Below are 21,271 nucleotides of genomic sequence, written 5' to 3'. Positions count from 1 at the left end.
TTTGGCTAACCGTCTAGGCACAGGTGCGTCGCTCGCTAGATTGTCAATGTTTATTTAGGGATGAGCGAGAGCGACGCACCCGAAGACTACTACGAACCTGATTAAAACATATCTGCCGGGTCGGCTGCTTGCAGTTTCCGAGTAGCAATAGCGCCAGAAATACTGCACATAACCATGTTTAAAATTAATACTGTAACTGCTCGAATCAGCGTCATGTACAGGGGTAAATTTGTAGCTTGACGAGTTAAGGCGTAAAGTCCGAAAGAGACTCCCAATCCTGGGAAAAAACCGATAATTGATAAAATTAGAGCTTCTTCAAAAACAATGCCGAGCAAATAAACATTGCGGTAGCCCATCGCTTTAAAAGTAGCATATTCTCCCATGTGATCGCTGACATCGGTTGAGAGAACTTGGTAAACGATAATTACTCCTACTACAAAACCCATCGCTACGCCTAAATTAAACACAAAGCCAACCGCAGTATTCTTCGCCCAGTAATTTTTCTCAAAATCGATAAATTCTTGTTTAGTAAGTACCTTGACATCCTCCGGCAAGTATGCTTTTAAAACTTGTTGAACTTGCACGGGGTCAGCACCCGGTTGGAGTTGAATTAACCCAGCATTAACACTCGCAGAGTTTTGTCGGGGAAACAAGCGCAGGTAATTTTGATCGCTCGTCATCAAGATGCCGTCGGCGGCAAAAGATGCTCCCACTGTGAATAACCCGCTGACGCTAACAGTGCGCCGCTCGATCTCAGTTTTAACCGACTTTCCGCGATCGATTTGGGCGATCGTCCTTTGGTAATCTCCCCTCGCAGCGCGATCGAACAGCACAGTATCCGGCAATTTAATCGCGCTCAGATTTTGGTTGACGGACGGTAGCGCAAACGCAGGGCGATCGGGATTGAAACCCACCACCATCAAGGATGTTTCCCGCCGAGTTTCGGGATTTTTCCAGTTGGCAATTTTCACGTAAAGCGGATCGGCTGATTTCACGCCCGGTACATTCATTGCTTGATACAATCTGCGGCGGGGGAACGAAGATAAATTAATCAAATTCCGGGCTTGAGGGTGAATCAAAACTAAGTCTGTTTGCAATGTTGCGTGCAGGCGCGTATTGCTGGTGTACAGGGCATTTTGGAAGCCCAACTGCATGAACATCAGAATATCAGCAAAAGCAATTCCTGCTACTGCAACCGCCATTCGTCCTTTGTCGTGACTCAGTTGCAACCATCCGAGAGGAGTTCTGTTTCTTAACTGTTGTAAGGGTTTAATTAGTCCAATCATATCTCTCTTCTCTTCCTCTGTTTTCTCTGTGTCCTCTGCGCTCGGGAGCGGTTAAAAACTTCTTAATTCTTAATTCCCGCCGCTCGCAACCTTGACTTGCAAAAAAGTCAATATAGCAATCAGAGACTTGAACACTTCTTAATCATCCTTCTATTCTCTTCCTCCGTGTCCTCTGCGCTCGGGAGCGGTTAAAAACTTCTTAATCCTTAATTCCCGCCGCTCGCAACATTGACTTGCAAAATAGTCAATACAGCAATCAGAGACTTGAATACTTCTTAATCATCTCTCTACTCTCTTCCTCTGCGTCCTCTGCGCTCGGGAGCGGTTAAAAACTTCTTAATCCTTAATTCCCGCCGATCGCAACCTTGACTTGCAAATTAGTCAATCCCGCTACTTTCTGACTGGAAGCTGCATCTAAGCGCACTTTTACCTCCACAATTCGCGCATCAATATTCGCAGAAGGATCGGTATTAACAATATTTTGCCGCTGCACCTGCAAACCGATGTATTCGACACTTCCCTGCAATTCCCCCTCGAAAGAATCGCTAGTAATTTTGGCTGGCTGTCCAATCCGTACTTTGTCCACATCGCTTTGGTAGATTTCAGCCACCGCCAGCATTTCGCGAGTTTGTCCGAGTTCGACAATCCCGTCATTTCCGACTTTTTCCCCCGGATACGTGTGAATTTTTAGGACTTGAGCATCTCTGGGAGCGCGGATGTAAGCTAGAGCTAGATTGGCTTTGGCTTGTTTGGCGGCGGCTTGGGCGGAACTAACTTCGGCGGCGGCTGCTTCTATGTCAACGGGGCGCACTTCGGCGATGCGATCGAGATTTGCTTTGGCTTCGTCGATTTGCTGCTGTCGAGATTCCTGAATTTGGCTGAGTTTGGCTTGCGCTTCGTTAATTTGTTGTTGGCGCGATTGCTGAATTTGATTCAGTTTGGCTTGCGCTTCGTTAATTTGTTGTTGGCGAGATTGCTGAATTTGATTCAGTTTGGCTTTTCCTTCGTTAATTTGTTGTTGGGCTGTTTCGGCGGCGAGGGTTTTGCTGTCGCTAGTTGAGGCAGAAATTGCTCCTTGTTGATAGAGTTGCGAGTACCGCAGTTGTTCGTTTGTGGCGTTGCGGAGTTCGGCTTCTATGCGCGCAATTGCTGCTTGTTGGGTTTGAATTTCCCCTTGTTGTTCGGCGATTATGCGCGCAATGGTGGCTTGTTGGGCTGTAATTTCGGTGCTGCGATCGACTGCTAAGCGAGCAACGATCGCCTGTTGCGCTGCGATCTCGTTACTGCGATCGGCTTCTAAGCGGGCAATACTGGCTTTCTGGGCTTGAATTTCGCCGTTTTTGGCTCCTGCTTTCACTTTTGCGAGATTTGCCTGAGCAACGCGCACTTGTTCTCTGGCTTGCTCAAAGGCGGCTTGCTGGCGATCGCGACTGTCGAGAATTGCGATCGTTTCACCTGTTTTCACTCTGTCTCCTTCTTTGACGAGAAGTCGATCGATCCTGTTACCATCCGCCGCCCCAGATCCCGAAACTTTAATCACTTCTCCCCTAGGTTCCAATCGCCCCAAAGCTGTCACTGTGGTTAATTGGGATGCTGCGACTGCGGCGGCTGCGGTTGCTGCGTTGGGATCTCGAATGTGCGATCGCCAGATCGTGTAGCCTGTGGTTCCTCCTGCCGCCAGGGTTGCTAACGCTGCTACAACTAGGAGTTGTTTAACTAAGGGTGAATTTGAAGATAAGCTTTCTGCGGTTAATCGGTGTACCATGACACACCTCATGATTTGGGTAAGTAAAAAACTAAACGGTTTAGTTTATAGTTAAATACTAAACCGTTCAGTATAATAATGTCAATACCCGAAGCAAAAATTACAGAAACCAGAGATGGCCAGGACAAAACCAATCGAACCAGACGCAACATTAGGTGATAAAAGCGAGCAAATCCTGCGAGGTGCGATGCAAGAATTTTTAACTCACGGCTACGCGGGCACGAGTATGGACAAGGTAGCAAAGACGGGGGGAGTTTCCAAAGCCACGGTTTACAGCTACTTTCAAGATAAAGAGGGATTGTTCGCGGCCTTAGTTCAGTGGCTGGCGCGAAAAAAAGTCCATTTTACAATTCTGGATGAAGAACCCATCGTAGCGCTGCGATTCATTGCCACAACTATATTAGATCAGGCGACCCACGAACCCGAATTTCTCAATTTCGTGAGATTAGTGATTGCGGAGTCGGGGCGTTTTCCCCAGCTAGCGCAGACATTTGTGAGAAACTTAGCTAAACCGGGTATCGATCGGCTAGCGGAATATTTAACATTGCATCCAGAGTTAAAATTGCCCGATCCGGAGGCGACAGCGCGGATTTTTATTGGGTCTCTGGTATATTTCCAGTTAACGCAGGAGATGATGCACGGTAAAGATATTATCCCCATGGAGCGCGATCGAGTAATCGACGCTCTGCTGCATTTGATTTTACCCCCGCAGTCGAATTCCTAAGGGCGATCGACAGAATCGAGGAATTGGACGAGATAATTAATTATTTAATATCATGTCCAGTCAATTACGTGAAATAAAAACAGGTTCGTAGTGAGGACTTTAGTCCGCTGATTTATGCGGACTAAAGTCCTCACTACAAACCAATGTTATGATGGCTAGCCGAGTTGACATCATACGGGCGATCGCCCTTTGTGGCTGCGAGTACGGTTCTATTCAGGTGTTTGTCCTAGCCGTTCCCTCAACTCATCAGCCGATAGCTGTGGCAGTTGTTCTAAACACAATGTTAAATCTGCGATCGGCCATGTCAATAAATTAGTCACGGCTGTTGGCAGCAGATCGCCCAATTCTGGCGATCGTACTTGCAACACACTTTCCGCCAACAATTTAACCGCTGATTCGGGCCCTGTCTCATCGACTGTCAGCACCGACAATGCCAGCAACAGCATAGTAAATTCCGCCGCAGCCAACTTGGAGATTGGAGAGAGAAAAACTGTCATTTTTGAAGTTAATTCTCCAAATCTCCCTCGCAGAAAGTTCTCTAATATTAAGCGTTGTTGTTCTTGTCTGCCTTGTTCTTGCCCTCGTTCCAGCCCTTGTTCCAGCCCTCGTTCCAGCCCTCGTTCGAGTCCTTGTTCCAGTCCTCGTTCGAGTCCTTGTTCCAATCCCTGTTGCTGCGCTGCTTCTAATTGTTGTTGAAAAAGTGGTGCGATCGCCATAATTAACTCCCGCTCTTCTGGCTCTAATTCCTGTTGGGTATCAGTTACTAAATTTGACTGTAGCCGATACAGCAATTCTAGCGCAATCATCCGTAACGGATCGTTCGTTGCTAAACAAGTCAATTGGGCGATTGCACGCTGCTGTACCCCGCCTTTGCCTAAAATCCTCAACCACAGCGTTTCGGGAGTTTCCGGCAATTGGTGGATCGCCACAATCGCGGCGCGCAACGATGCACCCAAAAAATAAATTCCCGGCACCCAATTCTCCGTATCCGGTATTGCATTAAAACTATCTACCAAAGCTTTCGAGGCCGTAGGCATCAGAATCCACAGCCTCGGTAATCTAGCGTCATCATACCGAGTATTGTCTCGTCTAAATTTTCGCTCCAATTCGCCGCGCACGTCCAATGACTTGCCCAGACAGCTACAAATTTCGCTGGCACTTGCCGGATTGCGAAAAGGTTCAAAAATTGCCGTCGTGCTTGCCATTTTACCCAACAATCCCAGCGTTTCCGAGTATTCAGGACTTGCTGTGTAGGGAGTGAAATAAACATCAATTTCTCGCACTTCGGAACTGACATCTCGACCGACATTCACTGTTCCCAGCGGCGAAAGCAATTCCTCTAGGTATTCTTTTGCAAACAGATCGTGAATGAAACGCGTCATAGAAATTATTCACACATTAAACAATTTTTTTAATCTTTGTCTCACCCATTCTACAGGATTTTCATCATCTTCTGCTGCTGCCTCTCCTAATTCCATTTCTCGCAATATTTGCTGTCTCTCGCTTAACTCTTCTTTGTGTTTGACAATCTCTTGAATAATTTGTTCCGATAAATCCGGTCGCTCCGTTAAAACTTTCTGAAAACCTTCCTTATTAATTGCAAATAAAATTGTTTCTTCCAAAGCCCTCACCGAAGCCGTTCTGGGGATTCCCAACATCAAAGAAAGTTCTCCCAAAAACTGACCAGCGCCGAGATTGTTCAAGTGCTTGTCAATAGCTTCGACAAACACTTCCACCGAACCTGAAAGAATCAGGTAAAAAGCATCTCCAGGGTCATTTTCGCGAAATAAAAATTCTTGCGGCCGCAGCCTTTGGCGGTATCCAACTTCAATCAATTGACGCAATTCAAGATCCGTCAGAGTTTCAAAGTATTGCACCTCTCGCAGCAAACAGCTAAGTGACGATAGCTTTTTTGTTTCACCTGGGCAAATCGGATTTTTTTGACCGTTGTGTGAGGCTTTCTCAGTCGCCTCATTTGCAGTTTCATTTTTGTTGAATAGCGACAACAAAACTTCAGGGTTTTTCAAATAAATTTCTCTATCGTTGAAGGGAAAATCGATTCCCTGCTGGCGGAAATTGTACTCGATCGCAAAATTCAACGAACTTTTAATTACTTCTCTTTCCGTCGGCTTGTCAGTCCAAACTAACAGCTCAAATTTAAAACTATCATCGCCAAACTCAACAAACAATACCTTAGGATTTGGTTCGTACAAAACCCCTGCTTCGGTGTAAGCAATATTTAACAGAGTTTCTGTCACTAACAGCGGGTCGCTATTTTCGGCTACTTCTATGGAGAGTCGCAGACAGAGTAGCGGGTTTTCGTAACTCCAGTTAACAATTTTGTTGCTAATCATGGTGCTGTTGGGAACTATGACGCTGGAGTCATCGTTGGTAGTGATAATCGTCGAGCGAATCGAGATTTTTTTGACAATTCCCATCAATCCTTCTAATTCCACAAAGTCTCCGACTTTCACCGGTCTGTCTAAAAGCAGCGTTAAGCCGCTGACGAAATTAGTAGTTAAATCCTGTATTCCGAAGCCAATTCCCACGCCCAATCCCCCCGCAACTACTGCCAAAGAAGCGAGATTGAAGCCGATGCTTTGGATGGCGGTTACCACTCCCAAAGCTACGATTAAATAGCGCAAGATTACGGCGATTGCTTCCCGGTTTCCCTCGTCAATTCCCAATCGCACGAGCAAGCGTTCCTTCAGAAAGTCCGTAAAAGCTCGTGATATAACGAGGACAGCCATGAACAATACAATCAGTTCCCCAAGTGACCGCAGCGATACAGGATTATCCCCGATTTTAAATAAGGTAGATGTAAAGACTTGGGAGATATTTGTGAGTAATGTTTGGGGGATTGTATTTACAGTCATTTTGTGGTAAATTAAGTAAATATATGGCGGTACCAACGGCCTTAATATTTCTCGACATATTTCTCGACATATTTCTCGACATATTTCTCGACGAAGTGGGAGAAGAAAGGACTGAAGTCCTAACTACGAACTTTTTTGATTTCTCGCCGATCGCGCGGGCGACAGGGAGTACCGGTACAAACAAAGCCGGCGGGCATATTTTCAAACACACTGCTGCGAGATCCGATTAAGGCATTTGCACCGATCGCAACACCAGGGCCAATGAAGCAGTCAGCGGCAATCCAAACGCCGTTATTAATGATAACAGATGCTGTTATTAACCCAAAGGCTGGGTCTTGGGGGTCGTGAGAGCCGGTGCAGAGGTAACTTTTTTGAGAAATGACGCAGTGTTCGCCGATCGCAATTCGCTCCAAACTGTACAATACAACATCATCTCCGATCCAACTGTAATCGCCGATTTCAATTTTCCAAGGATATGTAAAACGAGCCGTAGGGCGAATCACCGCACCGCGACCTATTTTTGCTCCAAATAACCGCAGCAGCCCGCTTCTGATGCTATTACAAGGATGTGGAGTGAGGGGAAATGCGATCGCCTGCACGAACCACCACAGCAAAATTACCCAACCAGGCCTTCCCCGATCGAACTTTGATTGATCGTACTTCCGCAAATCAACTAAAGATTCGCCTGTTAAAATATTTGGTTGGTTGTCGCCAATTGGACGATCGTTGATTTCAGGATTGGGGGAATTTGCGATCGGCTTTTGCGGTTCCGGGTCGGGAGTTGGCGTATAATAAGTCATCTAATGTTTAATTGAAAATCGAGTTTAACTTTAAGGACTGCTGCATGACATTTCCAGTTAGGGACAATTTTCACTCGGAAAACACGAAGGATCTCGCACACAGCCAAAATCCCAATCCCAGCATTCCCAAAGTGCGACTTTTACAAACAGCTTTAATACTGCTTAGCAGCTTTTTTGTAGCAGAGTTAATCGCCGCAACGAGTTCTCACAGTTTGTCCCTATTAGCAGATGCCGGTCACGTTTTATCAGATGTAGCAGCTTTAGCGATCACTTTGACAGCTACTTGGTACTCATCACTAAAAAGAAGTAAATCGGTGGATTGTGCGATCGCCCGATCGCCAATTCCCGATCGCCCGGAAATTATTGCTGCTTTAGTTAATAGTATCAGTTTAGTGGCGATCGCGCTTTGGATTGCGGCAGAGTCGATCGCCCGTTTGCAGTCCCCAACCCCGGAAGTTGAAGGACTCCCGATGTTAATTACCGCCATTGTCGGTTTAAGCATCAACTCAATCAATGCTTGTTGCTTGCATTCCTGCTGTCACGGCGACTTGAACCTCAAAAGCGCCTTTCTGCACGCAGTTGCCGACATATTTTCGTCGGCTGGAGTAATATTAGCTGCGATCGCCGTAGCGTGGCTGCATTGGAATTGGGCGGATGGCTTGATTAGCTTGCTGGTATCGGCATCAATTATTTTATTAACTCTACCATTGCTGATTGAAAGTATCCAGTTGCTGCTAGGAAATGTATCAGCAATATCCGCAATTCAAGAACCTTGCGATTGCGAAAGAGTGAGCGCGGAAAAATTGCTGTTTCCATCCCTCGAAGAACTTATTAAATGATGTCTCTTCATCTGCGTTCATCAACGAAAATCAGTGTACATCCGCCACAATTTTAAAACTGGATAGTCAATTGTCAAGTTATGGTTGCGCCGCGCACAATCTTTAGAAACTGGGTTTTCCCCCAAATTTTTGCACTGTAACGAAGTCTGTCGCAAAAACCCGGTTTCTGACCACTTTTACAGTAACAACGGCTCAATTTTGGTTGGCACCTCCTCAATCACATCTTCAGATACAGACTCAACGAATCGAACACCGCGAACCTTCCAGTCTAGACACTTGATTTGAGCGGCAAGAATTACTCCCTGAACTTTCAATCCAGTTGGTAGGGTAACTTCAAAAGGATACCCTTTTTGTTGCTTTGTAATCGGCATAAATAAAGCTAAGGAGCTTTTCTCATTGTAAGCACGAGGCGACAGCACAAAAGCAGGTCTAAGTCCTTTTTGTTCGTGTCCCTTAGTTGGGTCAAAGTCTAAATAAACGATATCGCCTCGACTCGGAATGTAGGGATTTGATTGTGTCACCAAACTTCGTTCCCCACAGCAACTCCACTATCAATCTCAGTATGAAGATTCTCTGGGGTAATCGCCTCAACTAACTCCTCAAGCGAATACCGCCGACGAGTTATCGGCTCGATCGTCAGCCTACCATCTATCAATACAAACTGCACTTGGGAACCTTCAGCTAAGTTAATCTCTTTAGCTAAATGCTGTGGAATCCGAACAGCAAGACTGTTTCCCCATTTTGCGATCGTCCCAACCATAGCCTAATCCTCTAGCTAGTGATATTACTCTGAGAACTTCACCTTTTTTTTAAGGATGTATATACAGAGTGTCTACAGTATAGCAACTAAGAAAAAGATTGACAAGTTGCAAGATTTTGCGATTTCTTAGTCGGCGTCGGCGGACGAAAGTTTGTGTAGACGCGGTTAAAATCGCCTCCTTCATACAGCCACCCATCCACAACCTTTAGAAACCGGGTTTTTTCCCATCTCTTCGCCTGTCACCAAATATGCTCGCAAAAACCCGGTTTCTGGGCACTCAACCAACAATCTTTAGAAACCGGGTTTTTTCCCATCTCTTCGCCTGTCACCAAATATGCTCGCAAAAACCCGGTTTCTGGGCCCCCAACCAACAATCACGATCAAATAAACATCGGTGTTATTGACTACTCCCCACAATGGACGAAACCCGCGCCCAAGCCTACCTGCAACTAATTCAAACACTCCTGAATTGCCCCAACGGCCAAGAAAATCAAATCTTGGATGCACACTCGGAATTGGTGGATGCTGAGTTGGTACAAATGATGTGGGTTGTTGCGGCGCAATTGTCGGGAGACAATCAAGAAAATGAGGCTAATATTTTATTACAAATAGCAACTCAAATAGCTAATTTCTTGGAAATGAACGATGAGGGAAATAAGGAGTATGTAAACTTTATCCTAGAATTATTGCAAGCAGAAGCAGATAGCAATAACCCTGTTACAGTAATTTACCCCATGCTCGGTCAACGGCAACATCTCCTTAATGATCGTTTTGCCGAAACTTTACAGCAAGTGGCCCATAATTTAATTTTCGGCGAAGATACAGAAGCAATTAAGTTAATTATTGGTGAGCTGCAAAATTTGACTATTGATATTAAGAATTTTTCGCTGGGGAAGAGAGCGAATAATCTGGAAATTGCCATTACTGGTTATCAAATAGTTTTAAATAATCGGGAACCGGGAAGCGAAAAATTTGCTCAACCCCACAGTAATTTGGCAATAGCCTACTCTGACAGAATCAGGGGAGAGAAAGCAGAGAATATTGAAAGGGCGATTGAATGTTACACTGCTGCATTATCCGTCTACAAGGACGAAGCCTTTCCTGAAGATTGGGCAATGACGCAAAATAATCTGGGAGAAGCCTACAGAAACAGAATCAGGGGAGAGAAATCACAGAATATCGAACTGGCGATTGAGTGTTACACTGCTGCATTAAAAGTCCACACCCGCGATGACTTTCCCGAATATTGGGCGATAACGCAAAATAATCTGGCAATAGCCTACTCTGACAGAATCAGGGGAGAGAAACCAGAGAATATCGAACTGGCGATTGAGTGTTACACTGCTGCATTATCCGTCTACAAGGACGAAGCCTTTCCCGAAGATTGGGCGATGGCACAAAATAATCTGGGAGAAGCCTACAGAAACAGAATTAGGGGAGAGAAAGCAGAGAATATAGAAAGGGCGATCGCATTTTACACTACTGCATTAACGGTCTACACAGACGATGCCTTTCCCGAAGATTGGGCAGGTACGCAAAATAATCTGGCAATAGCCTACTCTGACAGAATCAGAGGAGAGAAAGCCGAGAATATCGAAGTTGCGATCGCATCATACACTGCTGCATTAACCGTCTACAGCCCCGAAGCTTTTCCCCAAGATTGGGCAATGACGCAAAATAATCTGGCAATAGCCTACCGTAACAGAATCAGAGGAGAGAAAGCCGAGAATATAGAAAGGGCGATCGCATCATACACTGCTGCATTAACCATCTACACAGACAATGCCTTTCCCCAAGATTGGGCAACGACGCAAAATAATCTGGCAAATGCCTACCGTAACAGAATCAGAGGAGAGAAAGCCGAGAATATAGAACTTGCGATCGCATCATACACTGCTGCATTAACCATCTACAGCCCCGAAACCTTTCCCCAAGATTGGGCAATGACGCAAAATAATCTGGCAACAGCCTACACTTATAGAATCAGGGGTGAGAAAGCTGAGAATATCGAAGTTGCAATCGCATCATACACTGCTGCATTAACCATCTACACAGACGATGCCTTTCCCGAAAAATGGGCAACGACGCAAAATAATCTGGGAGTTGCCTACTCTGACAGAATCAGAGGAGAGAAAGCCGAGAATATCGAAGTTGCGATCGCATCATACACTGCTGCATTAACCGTCTACAGCCCCGAAGCCTTTCCCCAAGATTGGGCAATGACGCAAAATAATCTGGCAATAGCCTACCGTAACAGAATCAGAGGAGAGAAAGCCGAGAATATAGAAAGGGCGATCGCATCATACACTGCTGCATTAACCGTCTACAGCCCCGAAGCCTTTCCCGAAAAATGGGCAATGACGCAAAATAATCTGGCAAATGCCTACACTTACAGAATCAGGGGAGAGAAAGCACAGAATATCGAACTGGCGATAAACTGTCATAAAAATGCTTTAAAAATCAGAGCTCGTGAGGCTTTCCCGCAAAATCATGCAGCAACTTTGTTTAATTTAGGGCTTACCTATCGAGAAGTTCCCGATTTACAGCTAGCTTACAATACTTTTTCCGCCGCCATTGATACCGTAGAATTTATGCGGGGTGAGATTCATTCTGGAGCTCAAAGCAAACAAAAACTCGCCGAAGAATGGAATAAACTCTATCGAAATATAGTGGAGGTTTGCCTGGAACAAAAAAACTATACCGCAGCCATAGAATACGCCGAACGCAGCAAAGCCCGCAACTTAGTAGAACTCCTCGCCACCCGCGACTTATACCCCAAAGGCGATATTCCCGAAAACGTTCTCAACGAACTCTCGCGCCTGCGTCGAGAAATTGATGCCGAACAGCGCCGACTAGACTACCAACAGACAAATCGTGACAGCAACAGTGGCACAATATCGGGAGAACGCAGCCTCCAAATTGACCGCCTACAAACTACCAGCCGCGATTCTACCCATCTCACCCAATTGCGGCAACAACTCGACGAACTACTCGTCCGCGACATCAAACCCATTGACCCCGACTTCCTGCTGACTCAAGAAGTTAAAGGCATCCTCTACAGCGATATTCAAGCCCTCACAGCAGAAAACACTGCTATCGTTGAGTGGTACATCCTGGGCGACAAATTCCTCACATTCATCATCACTCCTCAATCACCAACTCCTACAGTCTGGCAATCTTCAACAGAAGACTTTGAAGCCTTAGTAAATTGGGATAACGAGTATCAGAAAGACTACAAAGAGATAAAAACCCAATGGAAGCAAAAACTAGCCTCCCGCCTCCAAAACCTAGCTGAGATTTTGCATCTTGATGAGATTTTAAAGAATATTCCGCAACCGTGCGATCGACTGATTTTAATTCCCCATCGCTTCCTGCACCTGTTTCCCCTGCACGCCCTACCTGTTAGCCAAGAAACTTGGTTGCAGTTTAACCCAAACAGCGATTCCTCACCCCCCAATCCTTATCTGTTAGACTGCTTCGTTGGTGGAGTCAGCTATGCCCCCAGTTGCCAACTACTGCAACAGGCGAAACAGCGACAACGCCCTAATTTCTCTCACCTATTTGCTATTGCCAATCCTACCAAAGACCGCTACTTACTTGAACTGCAAGCCGCTAACATCCGTCACAAATTCAAATCTAATGATTTCTTGGCAAAAGATGATGCTAATAAGAACGCAATTCTCAACGCGAAACTCAGCTTTGCCAACTGCGCCCATTTCGGTTGTCACGGCGAGTTTGAGCCTGACTCGCCTTTGGAATCATCCCTGGTATTCGCAAATAAAGAACGTTTGACACTGTTGGAAATCTTGAATCTTGACCTCAGTCAATGTCGTCTTGTCACTCTCTGGGCCTGCGAAACTGGATTGACAGAATCCAAAACCAGCGATGAATATATCGGCTTACCTTTTGGCTTTCTCTTAGCAGGTAGCCCTAGTATGGTCAGTACCCTTTGGAAAGTGGATGAACTCGCCAGCACTTTGTTACTGATTCGGTTCTATGAAAACCTAGAAACTCTATCAACGGTTACTGCTCTCAATGAGGCACAACAATGGCTGCGAAATCTGACCTCAGAGGGGCTTGAAGCATTATTAAAATGCCTCAAACCGCAAATCGATCGAACATTTAAACTGTTGCCTAAAAAAGAACGCACGCGCTTTGTTAATGCTCCTCTGGATGGCGCACTGAACCGTAAGCCCTTTCCTTTTGCTGAACCTCATTACTGGGCTGGCTTCACTGCGATCGGCGTTTAGCAATCCTGACAAAACTTGTCCAAATTTTTCGTGCTTATGTAAATAAGTACCAGTGTTAATGGTACTCCTGGGTAAACGCCAGCAGTTATTAGCGAACCCAATGCAACAGCAAAACCTTGACTCAATACGTCTTTAAAGGCTTGCGTACAAACATGAGGACGCAATCTAGCGGCTGATTTTTCTAACCAGCTAGGTTCATTCGGGTCTTTGTCACCTAGATCGTTGTCTAATTCTCCTGACTCAATTGCTAAGGTTTCGGCTGCATATTCTAAATCGCCTTCACACTCTTGAAGTACATCAAGGGCTTTTAGAGCATCGGGATATTCTTGTAATTGGGAGCGATACTGTTCAATTTCTGATTGGGTAATGGTAATCATTAGGATAATGGCGATCGATTAATTGAATAATTCTTATTTGGTCATAATCATTGTACTTCTTTTGTGCAGAAACCCGGCGGTTGGAAACCGCGAACTTTTACGGGCACACAAACAATGTCCGCGGAGGCGGACGAAGAAACCCGGCGGTTGTAAACCGCGTCTTGTCAAACGAAGAAACCCGGCGGTTGTAAACCGCGTCTTGTCAAACGAAGAAACCCGGCGGTTGGAAACCGCGTCTTGTCAAACGAAAAAACCCGGCGGTTGGAAACCGCGGCTATACAAACAATGTCCGCCTCCGCGGACGAAGAAACCCGGCGGCTGGAAACTGCGGCTATACAAACAATGTCCGCCTCCGCAGACTGATACAAAATTCGGCTTAAATATCCCTTTTATTTCTTAGTCGGCTGGGGCAGACTTCGTTTGTGTGGCCCCGGTTTTAACCGCCGAATCACTCTCTGGGGGCGGCAGAGTAGGCTGGGGTTCTGCCACATTCAACTGACCGCCGCAGCAGCGCAATTCGTAAAGTTTAGCATTAATTTGATACTCGTACTGACTTAATAACCTTGCATAAATATAGCCAGCTTTTCCATCCAAAAAACCGAGCTGAATGAAGTAAAATAAAATAAATCTGAGTAGTGGTTTAAAAGGCAGCCGCACCCAAAGTTTTTTGAGAAATCGCTTCCGCTGTACTGCATCTCCAAATAAGTTGGCGCCAATAGTGCCGCTGTCGTCGCGGCCTTCAATTATATTGTAATAAACGCGAGCTTCCCAATTAGAATAGCGGTTGTGCCGTTCTATCCAGTGAAATAAATCGCGGTAATCTTCGTGGATCATGTCGTTTTTTAAGTAGCCGACAGCACCTGCTAAAATTACGTGTTCGTGCACTTCGTTGTCACCTGTGTTGGGGACGGATTCAGTGCCGAGATTCTCGTAACGGCCTTTTTGATGCTTGAACAAACGCAAATTCCAGTCGGGATATCGGCCGCCGTAACGCAGCCATTGACCTAAAAAGAAGACTTTGCGGTTGAGGTAGTAGCCGTCAAAATTTGGATCGGCGATCGCCCGCGCGATTTCGTCCCAAAGTTCCGGGGGGATGCGCTCGTCGCAATCGACAATTAAGACCCATTCATTGCGAAAGGGCAGGTTGTCCAAAGACCAATTTTTCTTTTTTGGCCAGCGGTTGTCAAAGTAGAATTGCACGACTTTGGCACCGCTACTGATGGCAATTTCTACCGTGCGATCGCTGCTTTGGGAATCAACCATGAAAACTTCATCTGCCCTGGCAATGCTGGCCAGACACGCAGGTAGATTAAGTTCTTCGTCTTTTGCCGGAATGAGAACTGAAACCGGAATCTTTGATGAACTAGATGTCATAATCGAGTGCTTGAACCTGAATGCGGTCGAGTTATTGTGGATGAAGTGCGATCGGCATGGTAGCGCCGACGACTTTAACAGCGAGGGATATTGCCTATAGCCTAATGCCTGCTGGTCGATTTCGGTAGAAAAATCAGACCTCGGAGGGCGGCACTTAAATAACCGATTTGACCCCAAGCAAAAACGAAATTTTCAAAGCGCAGTCCCGGATCTCTAATGTATTTAAAAGACTTGTATACTCCCCTCAGTATTCTTTCACCGCCCCGTCCAAGCTGAGCAATACCTGCTCGATCGGACAATTGTTCCCGATAACACTCGCTGATGCCTTGCCACCAACCCCGATCGAGAAACCAAGCTTGCTTGAGCCTTTCTACAGCCACATTGTGCAGAACCAGGGCCTCGGGCAGATAAACCACTTGCCAGCCTAACTCTAATGCTAATTCTGTCGCGCGCAATTCTTCATTTGACAACAACTTTTTGCCGACTCTACCGAGTTTGACATCGAAGCCACCAATTTGTTCGAGAAAAGCACGCCGGATCGAGTAGTTTACACCCCTGGGAGTCAAACCGGCAGCAGTTACGTACTGGCAAGTATCCCCTAAATCGTAAACTCCCAAGTTTTGGGCCAATCCGGGCGACAGCCACTCGGGCGGGGAGACTCCACAAGGCCACAGCAAGTTAACTTTGCCGCCGGCTACGGCTAGTTTTTGATTGCTTTGATAGGCGCTGTGCAGCACCCTGAGCCAATTGGACTCAGCAACAGCGTCATCGTCGAGATAAGCTAATATTTCGCTCTCTGCCACTCTCGCAGCGGTGTTCCGGGCTACTGACAAGCCGAGTTCGGGTTCCCAGACGTACTTGAGGCGGGGGTTGGAGAGTCTGGCTTCTACGACTTCGCGGGTCAGCGTTTTGGAGCTTTCGGGGCTGGCATAATCGCTAGAAGCGTTATCCACTACCACTATTTCAAAGTTGTCGGGAAAATCCTGTACCAGCAAGCTGTCGATCGCCCCAGCTAAATAGCTGGCGCGATTGTGAGTGCAAATTATGGCTGATATCTGAGGATTTTGCATAAATAACAGCTTGGGAAATATTGGGATTCGCGATCGACTGACTCTGATATTGTCTCAACAATGCTATTATCGCTTAAAAAGCATTTAGCCGTTGGTAATTGGTAATTGATAATTGATAATTGATAATTGTGTTTAATCCTTTGTGTATGACAACTGCCAAGTGCCAACTGCCAACTGCCAACTGCCAACTGCCAACTAATGACGGCCCGACGGCCCGACGGCCCGACGGCCCGACGGCCCGACGAATGACCAATGACCAATGACCAATGACGGCCCGACGAATGACTAATGACGGCAGGACTAACTTATGGCATCAAGACAATTAATCTTAGTAACTGGGCCTGCTCGAAGTGGCAAAAGTGAATGGGCAGAAACTCTAGCTGTGGCTTCTGGAAAACAAGTAATCTATGTGGCTACCGGCCTGGTAGATGAAACAGATTTGGAGTGGCTGCGCCGCCTCGAACAGCACCGAAATCGCCGCCTGGCCCATTGGAAAACTCTAGAAGTGCCGATCGAATTAGCAGCAGTTGTGCGATCTGCCTCAGCCTCTGATTGTTTGTTAATTGATTCCCTCGGAACTTGGACGGCGAATCTTTTGGAACAAGAAGCCGCAGTTTGGACTGCCGCGCAACAAGATTTGCTAGCTAGTTTGAAGTCAACAGCCGCCGATGTAATTTTGGTTGGAGAGGAAACTGGATGGGGCGTTGTGCCTGCTTATCCGGCGGGGCGGCTGTTTCGCGATCGCCTCGGCACTCTCGTCCGTCACATCGCGGCGATCGCCAATACTGTTTATCTCGCCACCGGAGGTTACGCCTTGAATCTGTCGGCTTTGGGCACGCCACTACCGCCAGGGAAAAATTAACAGAGGTCGGTGCGATCGACAATAGAGAAAAATCCCGGTTTCCCAGCGGGAAATTTTAGCAAAAAATCAGGTATAATCGTAATCTAGAGCGAAAACTCAACAGCACATAAATCACTCAAAAAAATCCTCCTTCGCGCCAGCCACACGACAATTTGACACGAAAAATAGCCTTCTTTGGCAAAAAGGTAAAATAGAAAATGTCTCTTGAGATAGAGTTCCCATATTAAATTGAAAGTCTAAAATCACCAATTAGTTGCAGGATACAATAACAGTTATGGCATCAGAAAGTGAAGTCAGAAAATATATTGCTTACTGGTTTCAGTTAGGCAAAAAAGTATTCATTCGCAACGGTTCCGAAGCACTGCTACCAAAATCGGTAATTGCGGGCGATCGCTACAGCAGCGAATTTGAAGAATGCTGGCAAAAAATCACCTCCCCCGACAGCGGAGAGTGCCACCTGCAAGGCACAAACGAAACAATTGCCGAACTGCTGACACCAGCATGGGAAATCAGTCCCTGCGCGCGCTGTGCCATGCCCGTAGTGTTCCAACAAACCGGAATGCCGCCAGAGTGCTGTCCTTGTTATGACTTACCCAACTGGCCCGATACCCAAATGCCCCAACCTCGATCGCCCGTCAGCACCAAATCGCAACTTTCCAGCATTCGCGATCGACTCCTCAGAACCGGCGGGGAGTGAAGAGGAGGAGAATGGGAGAGTGGGAGAGTAGCGATCGGACGCACGGGTGGCCAGAAACCGGGTTTTTCGCGAAATACTTCGCTGCCAACCCTAAATCCCCAAAAAAACCCGGTTTCTTTGGTCGTAGTGCATAAGTTTTTGCTTTCCTGTCAACTGCTTTCCTGTCAACTGCTTTCCTGTCAACTGCTTTCCTGTCAACTGCTTTCCTGTCAACTGACTAACGAATTCGGTTTTCTCTATCTCACAGCAGTGGTAGAAAGGCCACAAATTGTTACAATGTCTTTACAATGCTTCACACTAGGTCTGAGTTTATGGATGTCAAGACAGTATCGCCAGCCGCCCCAACTTACTCAAATTCAGGGACTCACGCTGCACTCGGCAATCTCAAAGAGGTAGAAACAGTTCCCCTGCAAGCAGTACAAGTAGAACTAGAGACAGTGGCGACAACTCCCCAACCGCTCAAATCAGCCAAAGATATCGCTTATGAGTTGGCAGGAGAAGCTGTGCGCTACGATCCAGTTGCGATCGCAGCCGAGTACCGCAATCGCCCGCTGCAAGTCTGGAGACGGCTGTCGAACGTGGTTTGGACATTTTTTAGCTTCGCCTTCAGCTTGTGGTTTGACAAAAAAACAGGTCGCAGCGCAGCCAACGAAAAGCGCCGCGCCGCCCGCCTGCGAGAAATTCTCAGCCAACTCGGCCCAGCTTTCATCAAAATCGGACAAGCACTGTCAACTCGCCCCGATTTAGTGCCGCCTGTATATTTAGAAGAACTAACCACGCTGCAAGACCAATTGCCAGCGTTTCCCAACGAAGTAGCATATCAATTTATACAAGAAGAATTGGGCGCGCATCCCAACGAAATTTACGCTGAAATCACCGCAGATCCGATCGCAGCAGCATCTCTCGGACAAGTCTACAAAGGCAAACTCAAAACCGGCGAAACCGTCGCCATTAAAGTGCAGCGACCCGGTTTAGCCGAAAACATCGGCTTAGATATTTACATCCTGCGGCGCGTCGCAGTTTGGGCGCAAAACAACTTCAAAATAATTCGCAGTGACCTCGCCGGAATTATGGACGAGTTGGGCGAGCGCATTTACGAAGAAATGGACTACACCCACGAAGGACACAATGCCGAACGCTTCGCCGAACTCTACGGGAATCTGAAGGATATTTACGTTCCCAAAATCTACTGGCAATATACCCGCCGCCGCGTCTTGACCATGGAGTGGATTACCGGCATCAAACTCACTAATTTAGAAGCCGTCAAGGCTCAAGGAATCGACGCTCCTTACTTAATTGAAGTGGGGGTGCAGTGCTCTCTCAGACAGCTTCTAGAACACGGTTTCTTTCACGCTGACCCGCATCCCGGCAATCTTTTGGCAACTCCTGACGGTCAGTTGGCTTATCTAGATTTCGGGATGATGAGCGAAGTCAAACCTTATCAGCGGTACGGCTTGTTGGAAGCTGTGGTGCATTTGGTAAACCGCGACTTTGAAGGTTTGGCCAGAGATTACGTAAAGTTGGAATTTTTAACGCCAGACACCGATTTGACGCCAATTATTCCGGCTTTGGCTGGGGTCTTTAACAATGCTTTGGGTGCTAGCGTTGCTGAACTCAATTTCAAAAGCATTACTGACGAACTTTCGGCGGTGATGTACGAGTATCCTTTCCGAGTTCCAGCTTACTATGCTTTGATTATTCGATCGCTCGTTACGCTAGAAGGGATTGCGATTAATGTCGATCCAGAATTCAAAGTGCTGAGTAAAGCTTATCCTTACGTAGCAAAACGGCTGTTGAGCGACCCCGCACCGGAATTGAGAGCATCCCTACAAGATTTATTGTTCAAACAAGGCGAATTCCGCTGGAATCGCTTAGAAAACTTGCTGAACAATGCCCGCGAAAGCGACGATTACGATGTCAGCAAAATCCTCAACCAAGCGTTAGAGTATTTATTTTCCCAAAGAGGAGATTTTATTCGCGATCGCATTGTCACTGAATTGGTGAAAAGTCTCGACACGCTTTCCAGCAAAGCTTTTGCTAACGCCAAAGCAGTTGTCGGCGAATGGTTTGGAGTCAAGGCGAGTGTACCGGTAGTTTCCCAAACCGAACAAAAAAACTTAGATCACATCAAGCGGATTTGGGATATTTTGCAATCAACTCCAGGATTTGACAGCATGAAAGTATTGCAGCTAATTCCCCAGTTGTTGGTGAAACCAGAAGTGCAGAATATGAGCCAGCAAGTTGTGGGCGGTTTAGCTCAAAGAGCAGTTACTCGGTTAATTCGCGAGTTTTTGCTTTCGGAGAAACCGGCAGCGATTCCCGAGAGTGCAGCTTATCCTAAAACTTCGCCTCAGTTATCTTTGCCGGCGGCGAAGTAGTTAGATTGGGAGGAAAGCAACCGCAGATGTTAGCGGATGAACACGGATGAACGCAGATAGAATTTTATCTGCGTTTATCTGCTATGGTATTTCAGGAACTACTGAAGTTTAAATCCTTTAGCAGCTAATTGTTGGCGTAGACTTTGAATTATGACGCTATCGACAGTATTCTCGCCTTTATTGGCACTAGCTTTACGTTGTTGTTCAACATATTCATTTCGCTTTTGAGATAATTCGCGAATCGTCTTTTTAATGCTCTCTCTTTCGGCTTTCTTAGCAGCTATATATGCTCTTCTTTCGGTTAAAGCCATACTGCGCATAACATCCGGCAAAGCATCATTTGATAGTAACTCAAGCGTAACTCTGCCGTTTTCCAGAGCATCGAGCAAATCCCAAGAAGCATTATCATAGTATTCAGAAGCTTTGGAGCTACTACGCATCACCAAATTGCTGCCAGCATTACTATCTTCAACTGCTTGACGCTGTTGTCCTACTGCTCCATCTCTACCATAGGGAATGTAGGTTTGATTTAGTTTAGCATTCAAAGTCGAAATCTGGTCGTCGAAAGGGGATTTAATTACCACAATTACTTGATTTTGATTGATATTGAAGTGACTGCCTCTTGCTACAGTAGCTCCTGATGCCCAAAGTTGTCGCTCCTGACTTTCTGCTGAACCACAGTAGATAGTATTAACGAGGGTATCTGCTTTCACAGCGAGATTGAAAGATTGAGTCCAAACAATTGGGCCTTGATCGAATGGTTCATTACCTGCAATAAAAATTACGCGAAAATCAGCAGGATCTTTACTCCAGTTTAATTGTTGCATTGCTGAGCGAATTACCCAGCCAACATATTCTTGGCCGCCGTTGGTTTTGATACTAAATAGCTTTTCGGAAACTACATCTAATTCAGGAGTAAATCCAGTTAATAATCTGACAAAACCTTCCTCGGAAGGTAGGCTGTCATTACCATAATGGTAGAGAGCAACTTGTAACTCTGGAACTTCCCCATCTTTAGTGACTTTCGTTAAAAAATTCACAATTTGCCAAAGTTGATTGCGAGTCTGGTCAATCAGTCCATCCATGCTATTACTAGAATCTAAAAGGATGGCTATCTGAATTTTTGCTTTAGCGAAAGCGGCTGTAGGAAAACTGAAGATAATTAGAGTTAAAGCTGTAGTGAATAAAATTCTATTTAGTTTCTGCATGGAAT

At 46.2% G+C, this 21,271-nt stretch carries 19 protein-coding genes; 7 read left to right on the top strand and 12 right to left on the bottom strand.

Annotated features, from left to right (window positions below):
* Window positions 1–101: 101 nt before the first annotated feature.
* Both devC and QUB64_RS11705 read right to left on the bottom strand, forming a co-directional pair.
* Entirely contained in the window at window positions 102–1,286 is a 1,185-nt protein-coding gene (gene devC / locus QUB64_RS11710) for an ABC transporter permease DevC (RefSeq protein ID WP_333276682.1), read from the bottom strand.
* A gap of 343 nt (window positions 1,287–1,629) precedes the next feature.
* Window positions 1,630–3,051: a biotin/lipoyl-binding protein gene (locus QUB64_RS11705; RefSeq protein WP_333276679.1), complete on the bottom strand. Its 1,422-nt coding sequence runs from the start codon at window positions 3,049–3,051 to the stop codon at window positions 1,630–1,632.
* 115 nt (window positions 3,052–3,166) lie between these two features.
* Between QUB64_RS11705 and QUB64_RS11700 the strand changes: the two genes are divergently transcribed.
* The gene (locus QUB64_RS11700; RefSeq protein WP_333276676.1) at window positions 3,167–3,775 is read left to right on the top strand and encodes a TetR/AcrR family transcriptional regulator; all 609 of its coding nucleotides are present in this window, start codon (window positions 3,167–3,169) and stop codon (window positions 3,773–3,775) included.
* A 209-nt stretch (window positions 3,776–3,984) separates the two neighbouring features.
* Here QUB64_RS11700 and QUB64_RS11695 read toward each other — a convergent pair whose 3' ends face one another.
* The 3 genes from QUB64_RS11695 to hpsU form a co-directional block, all read right to left on the bottom strand.
* Entirely contained in the window at window positions 3,985–5,157 is a 1,173-nt protein-coding gene (locus tag QUB64_RS11695; RefSeq protein WP_333276674.1) for a flagellar assembly protein H, read from the bottom strand.
* Between the two features lie 9 nt (window positions 5,158–5,166).
* Entirely contained in the window at window positions 5,167–6,525 is a 1,359-nt protein-coding gene (locus tag QUB64_RS11690) for a mechanosensitive ion channel domain-containing protein (protein ID WP_333276671.1), read from the bottom strand.
* Window positions 6,526–6,770: 245 nt separating this feature from the next.
* The gene (gene hpsU, locus QUB64_RS11685; RefSeq protein WP_333276668.1) at window positions 6,771–7,451 is read right to left on the bottom strand and encodes a hormogonium polysaccharide biosynthesis acetyltransferase HpsU; all 681 of its coding nucleotides are present in this window, start codon (window positions 7,449–7,451) and stop codon (window positions 6,771–6,773) included.
* A gap of 44 nt (window positions 7,452–7,495) precedes the next feature.
* On the opposite strand from hpsU, the gene QUB64_RS11680 reads away from it, so the two are divergent.
* A complete protein-coding gene (locus tag QUB64_RS11680) occupies window positions 7,496–8,290 on the top strand; it encodes a cation diffusion facilitator family transporter (protein WP_333276666.1) in 795 nt (264 codons plus the stop codon).
* A gap of 176 nt (window positions 8,291–8,466) precedes the next feature.
* On the opposite strand, the gene mazF is transcribed toward QUB64_RS11680, so the two are convergent.
* Together mazF and QUB64_RS11670 are read right to left on the bottom strand one after the other, a co-directional pair.
* The gene (gene mazF / locus QUB64_RS11675; protein WP_333276663.1) at window positions 8,467–8,811 is read right to left on the bottom strand and encodes an endoribonuclease MazF; all 345 of its coding nucleotides are present in this window, start codon (window positions 8,809–8,811) and stop codon (window positions 8,467–8,469) included.
* The gene (locus tag QUB64_RS11670) at window positions 8,808–9,050 is read right to left on the bottom strand and encodes an AbrB/MazE/SpoVT family DNA-binding domain-containing protein (protein ID WP_333276660.1); all 243 of its coding nucleotides are present in this window, start codon (window positions 9,048–9,050) and stop codon (window positions 8,808–8,810) included. The genes mazF and QUB64_RS11670 overlap by 4 nt, the downstream gene beginning before the upstream one ends.
* A 416-nt stretch (window positions 9,051–9,466) precedes the next feature.
* Here QUB64_RS11670 and QUB64_RS11665 point away from each other — a divergent pair, with 416 nt between their 5' ends.
* Complete coding sequence (locus QUB64_RS11665; RefSeq protein ID WP_333276659.1) at window positions 9,467–13,300, top strand: CHAT domain-containing protein; 3,834 nt, start codon at window positions 9,467–9,469, stop codon at window positions 13,298–13,300.
* Here QUB64_RS11665 and QUB64_RS11660 read toward each other — a convergent pair.
* Both QUB64_RS11660 and QUB64_RS11655 read right to left on the bottom strand, forming a co-directional pair.
* Complete coding sequence (locus QUB64_RS11660; RefSeq protein ID WP_333276657.1) at window positions 13,297–13,677, bottom strand: hypothetical protein; 381 nt, start codon at window positions 13,675–13,677, stop codon at window positions 13,297–13,299. The genes QUB64_RS11665 and QUB64_RS11660 overlap by 4 nt on opposite strands.
* A 396-nt stretch (window positions 13,678–14,073) precedes the next feature.
* Window positions 14,074–15,012, bottom strand: coding sequence for a glycosyltransferase family 2 protein (locus QUB64_RS11655; RefSeq protein WP_333276741.1), 939 nt, complete (start codon window positions 15,010–15,012; stop codon window positions 14,074–14,076).
* Here QUB64_RS11655 and QUB64_RS11650 point away from each other — a divergent pair.
* Window positions 14,939–15,151 (top strand): hypothetical protein, encoded by a 213-nt coding sequence (locus QUB64_RS11650; RefSeq protein WP_293178845.1) that lies wholly within the window; start codon window positions 14,939–14,941, stop codon window positions 15,149–15,151. The two genes, QUB64_RS11655 and QUB64_RS11650, sit on opposite strands and share 74 nt — an antisense overlap.
* 1 nt (window position 15,152) lies before the next feature.
* Here QUB64_RS11650 and QUB64_RS11645 read toward each other — a convergent pair whose 3' ends face one another.
* Both QUB64_RS11645 and QUB64_RS11640 read right to left on the bottom strand, forming a co-directional pair.
* Entirely contained in the window at window positions 15,153–16,121 is a 969-nt protein-coding gene (locus QUB64_RS11645; protein ID WP_333276654.1) for a glycosyltransferase family 2 protein, read from the bottom strand.
* A gap of 73 nt (window positions 16,122–16,194) precedes the next feature.
* Window positions 16,195–16,374, bottom strand: a complete 180-nt coding sequence (locus tag QUB64_RS11640) for a hypothetical protein (RefSeq protein WP_333276651.1) — start codon at window positions 16,372–16,374, stop codon at window positions 16,195–16,197.
* Window positions 16,375–16,428: 54 nt separating this feature from the next.
* On the opposite strand from QUB64_RS11640, the gene cobU reads away from it, so the two are divergent.
* The 3 genes from cobU (at window position 16,429) to QUB64_RS11625 (ending at window position 20,058) form a co-directional block, all read left to right on the top strand.
* Window positions 16,429–16,983: a bifunctional adenosylcobinamide kinase/adenosylcobinamide-phosphate guanylyltransferase gene (cobU, locus tag QUB64_RS11635; protein ID WP_333276648.1), complete on the top strand. Its 555-nt coding sequence runs from the start codon at window positions 16,429–16,431 to the stop codon at window positions 16,981–16,983.
* 274 nt (window positions 16,984–17,257) lie between these two features.
* Entirely contained in the window at window positions 17,258–17,680 is a 423-nt protein-coding gene (locus QUB64_RS11630) for a hypothetical protein (protein ID WP_333276645.1), read from the top strand.
* A 311-nt stretch (window positions 17,681–17,991) separates the two neighbouring features.
* Window positions 17,992–20,058, top strand: coding sequence for an ABC1 kinase family protein (locus QUB64_RS11625; RefSeq protein ID WP_333276739.1), 2,067 nt, complete (start codon window positions 17,992–17,994; stop codon window positions 20,056–20,058).
* Window positions 20,059–20,156: 98 nt separating this feature from the next.
* Here the strand turns inward: QUB64_RS11625 and QUB64_RS11620 are convergent, their stop codons facing one another.
* Entirely contained in the window at window positions 20,157–21,266 is a 1,110-nt protein-coding gene (locus QUB64_RS11620; RefSeq protein ID WP_333276643.1) for a hypothetical protein, read from the bottom strand.
* Window positions 21,267–21,271: the final 5 nt, after the last annotated feature.

This window comes from Microcoleus sp. Aus8_D2, from assembly GCF_036702665.1.
In the GTDB taxonomy this organism is placed as follows: domain Bacteria; phylum Cyanobacteriota; class Cyanobacteriia; order Cyanobacteriales; family Microcoleaceae; genus Microcoleus.
This window is presented reverse-complemented; position numbering and strand designations above follow the sequence as displayed.

Bases quoted from the DNA above. Each gene is read 5' to 3' on its own strand.
- devC (WP_333276682.1), bottom strand. From the start codon at position 1,286: ATGATTGGACTAATTAAACCCTTACAACAGTTAAGAAACAGAACTCCT.
- QUB64_RS11705 (WP_333276679.1), bottom strand. From the start codon at position 3,051: ATGGTACACCGATTAACCGCAGAAAGCTTATCTTCAAATTCACCCTTA.
- QUB64_RS11700 (WP_333276676.1), top strand. From the start codon at position 3,167: ATGGCCAGGACAAAACCAATCGAACCAGACGCAACATTAGGTGATAAA.
- QUB64_RS11695 (WP_333276674.1), bottom strand. From the start codon at position 5,157: ATGACGCGTTTCATTCACGATCTGTTTGCAAAAGAATACCTAGAGGAA.
- QUB64_RS11690 (WP_333276671.1), bottom strand. From the start codon at position 6,525: ATGGCTGTCCTCGTTATATCACGAGCTTTTACGGACTTTCTGAAGGAA.
- hpsU (WP_333276668.1), bottom strand. From the start codon at position 7,451: ATGACTTATTATACGCCAACTCCCGACCCGGAACCGCAAAAGCCGATC.
- QUB64_RS11680 (WP_333276666.1), top strand. From the start codon at position 7,496: ATGACATTTCCAGTTAGGGACAATTTTCACTCGGAAAACACGAAGGAT.
- QUB64_RS11670 (WP_333276660.1), bottom strand. From the start codon at position 9,050: ATGGTTGGGACGATCGCAAAATGGGGAAACAGTCTTGCTGTTCGGATT.
- QUB64_RS11665 (WP_333276659.1), top strand. From the start codon at position 9,467: ATGGACGAAACCCGCGCCCAAGCCTACCTGCAACTAATTCAAACACTC.
- QUB64_RS11660 (WP_333276657.1), bottom strand. From the start codon at position 13,677: ATGATTACCATTACCCAATCAGAAATTGAACAGTATCGCTCCCAATTA.
- QUB64_RS11650 (WP_293178845.1), top strand. From the start codon at position 14,939: ATGAAAACTTCATCTGCCCTGGCAATGCTGGCCAGACACGCAGGTAGA.
- QUB64_RS11645 (WP_333276654.1), bottom strand. From the start codon at position 16,121: ATGCAAAATCCTCAGATATCAGCCATAATTTGCACTCACAATCGCGCC.
- cobU (WP_333276648.1), top strand. From the start codon at position 16,429: ATGGCATCAAGACAATTAATCTTAGTAACTGGGCCTGCTCGAAGTGGC.
- QUB64_RS11630 (WP_333276645.1), top strand. From the start codon at position 17,258: ATGGCATCAGAAAGTGAAGTCAGAAAATATATTGCTTACTGGTTTCAG.
- QUB64_RS11625 (WP_333276739.1), top strand. From the start codon at position 17,992: ATGGATGTCAAGACAGTATCGCCAGCCGCCCCAACTTACTCAAATTCA.
- QUB64_RS11620 (WP_333276643.1), bottom strand. From the start codon at position 21,266: ATGCAGAAACTAAATAGAATTTTATTCACTACAGCTTTAACTCTAATT.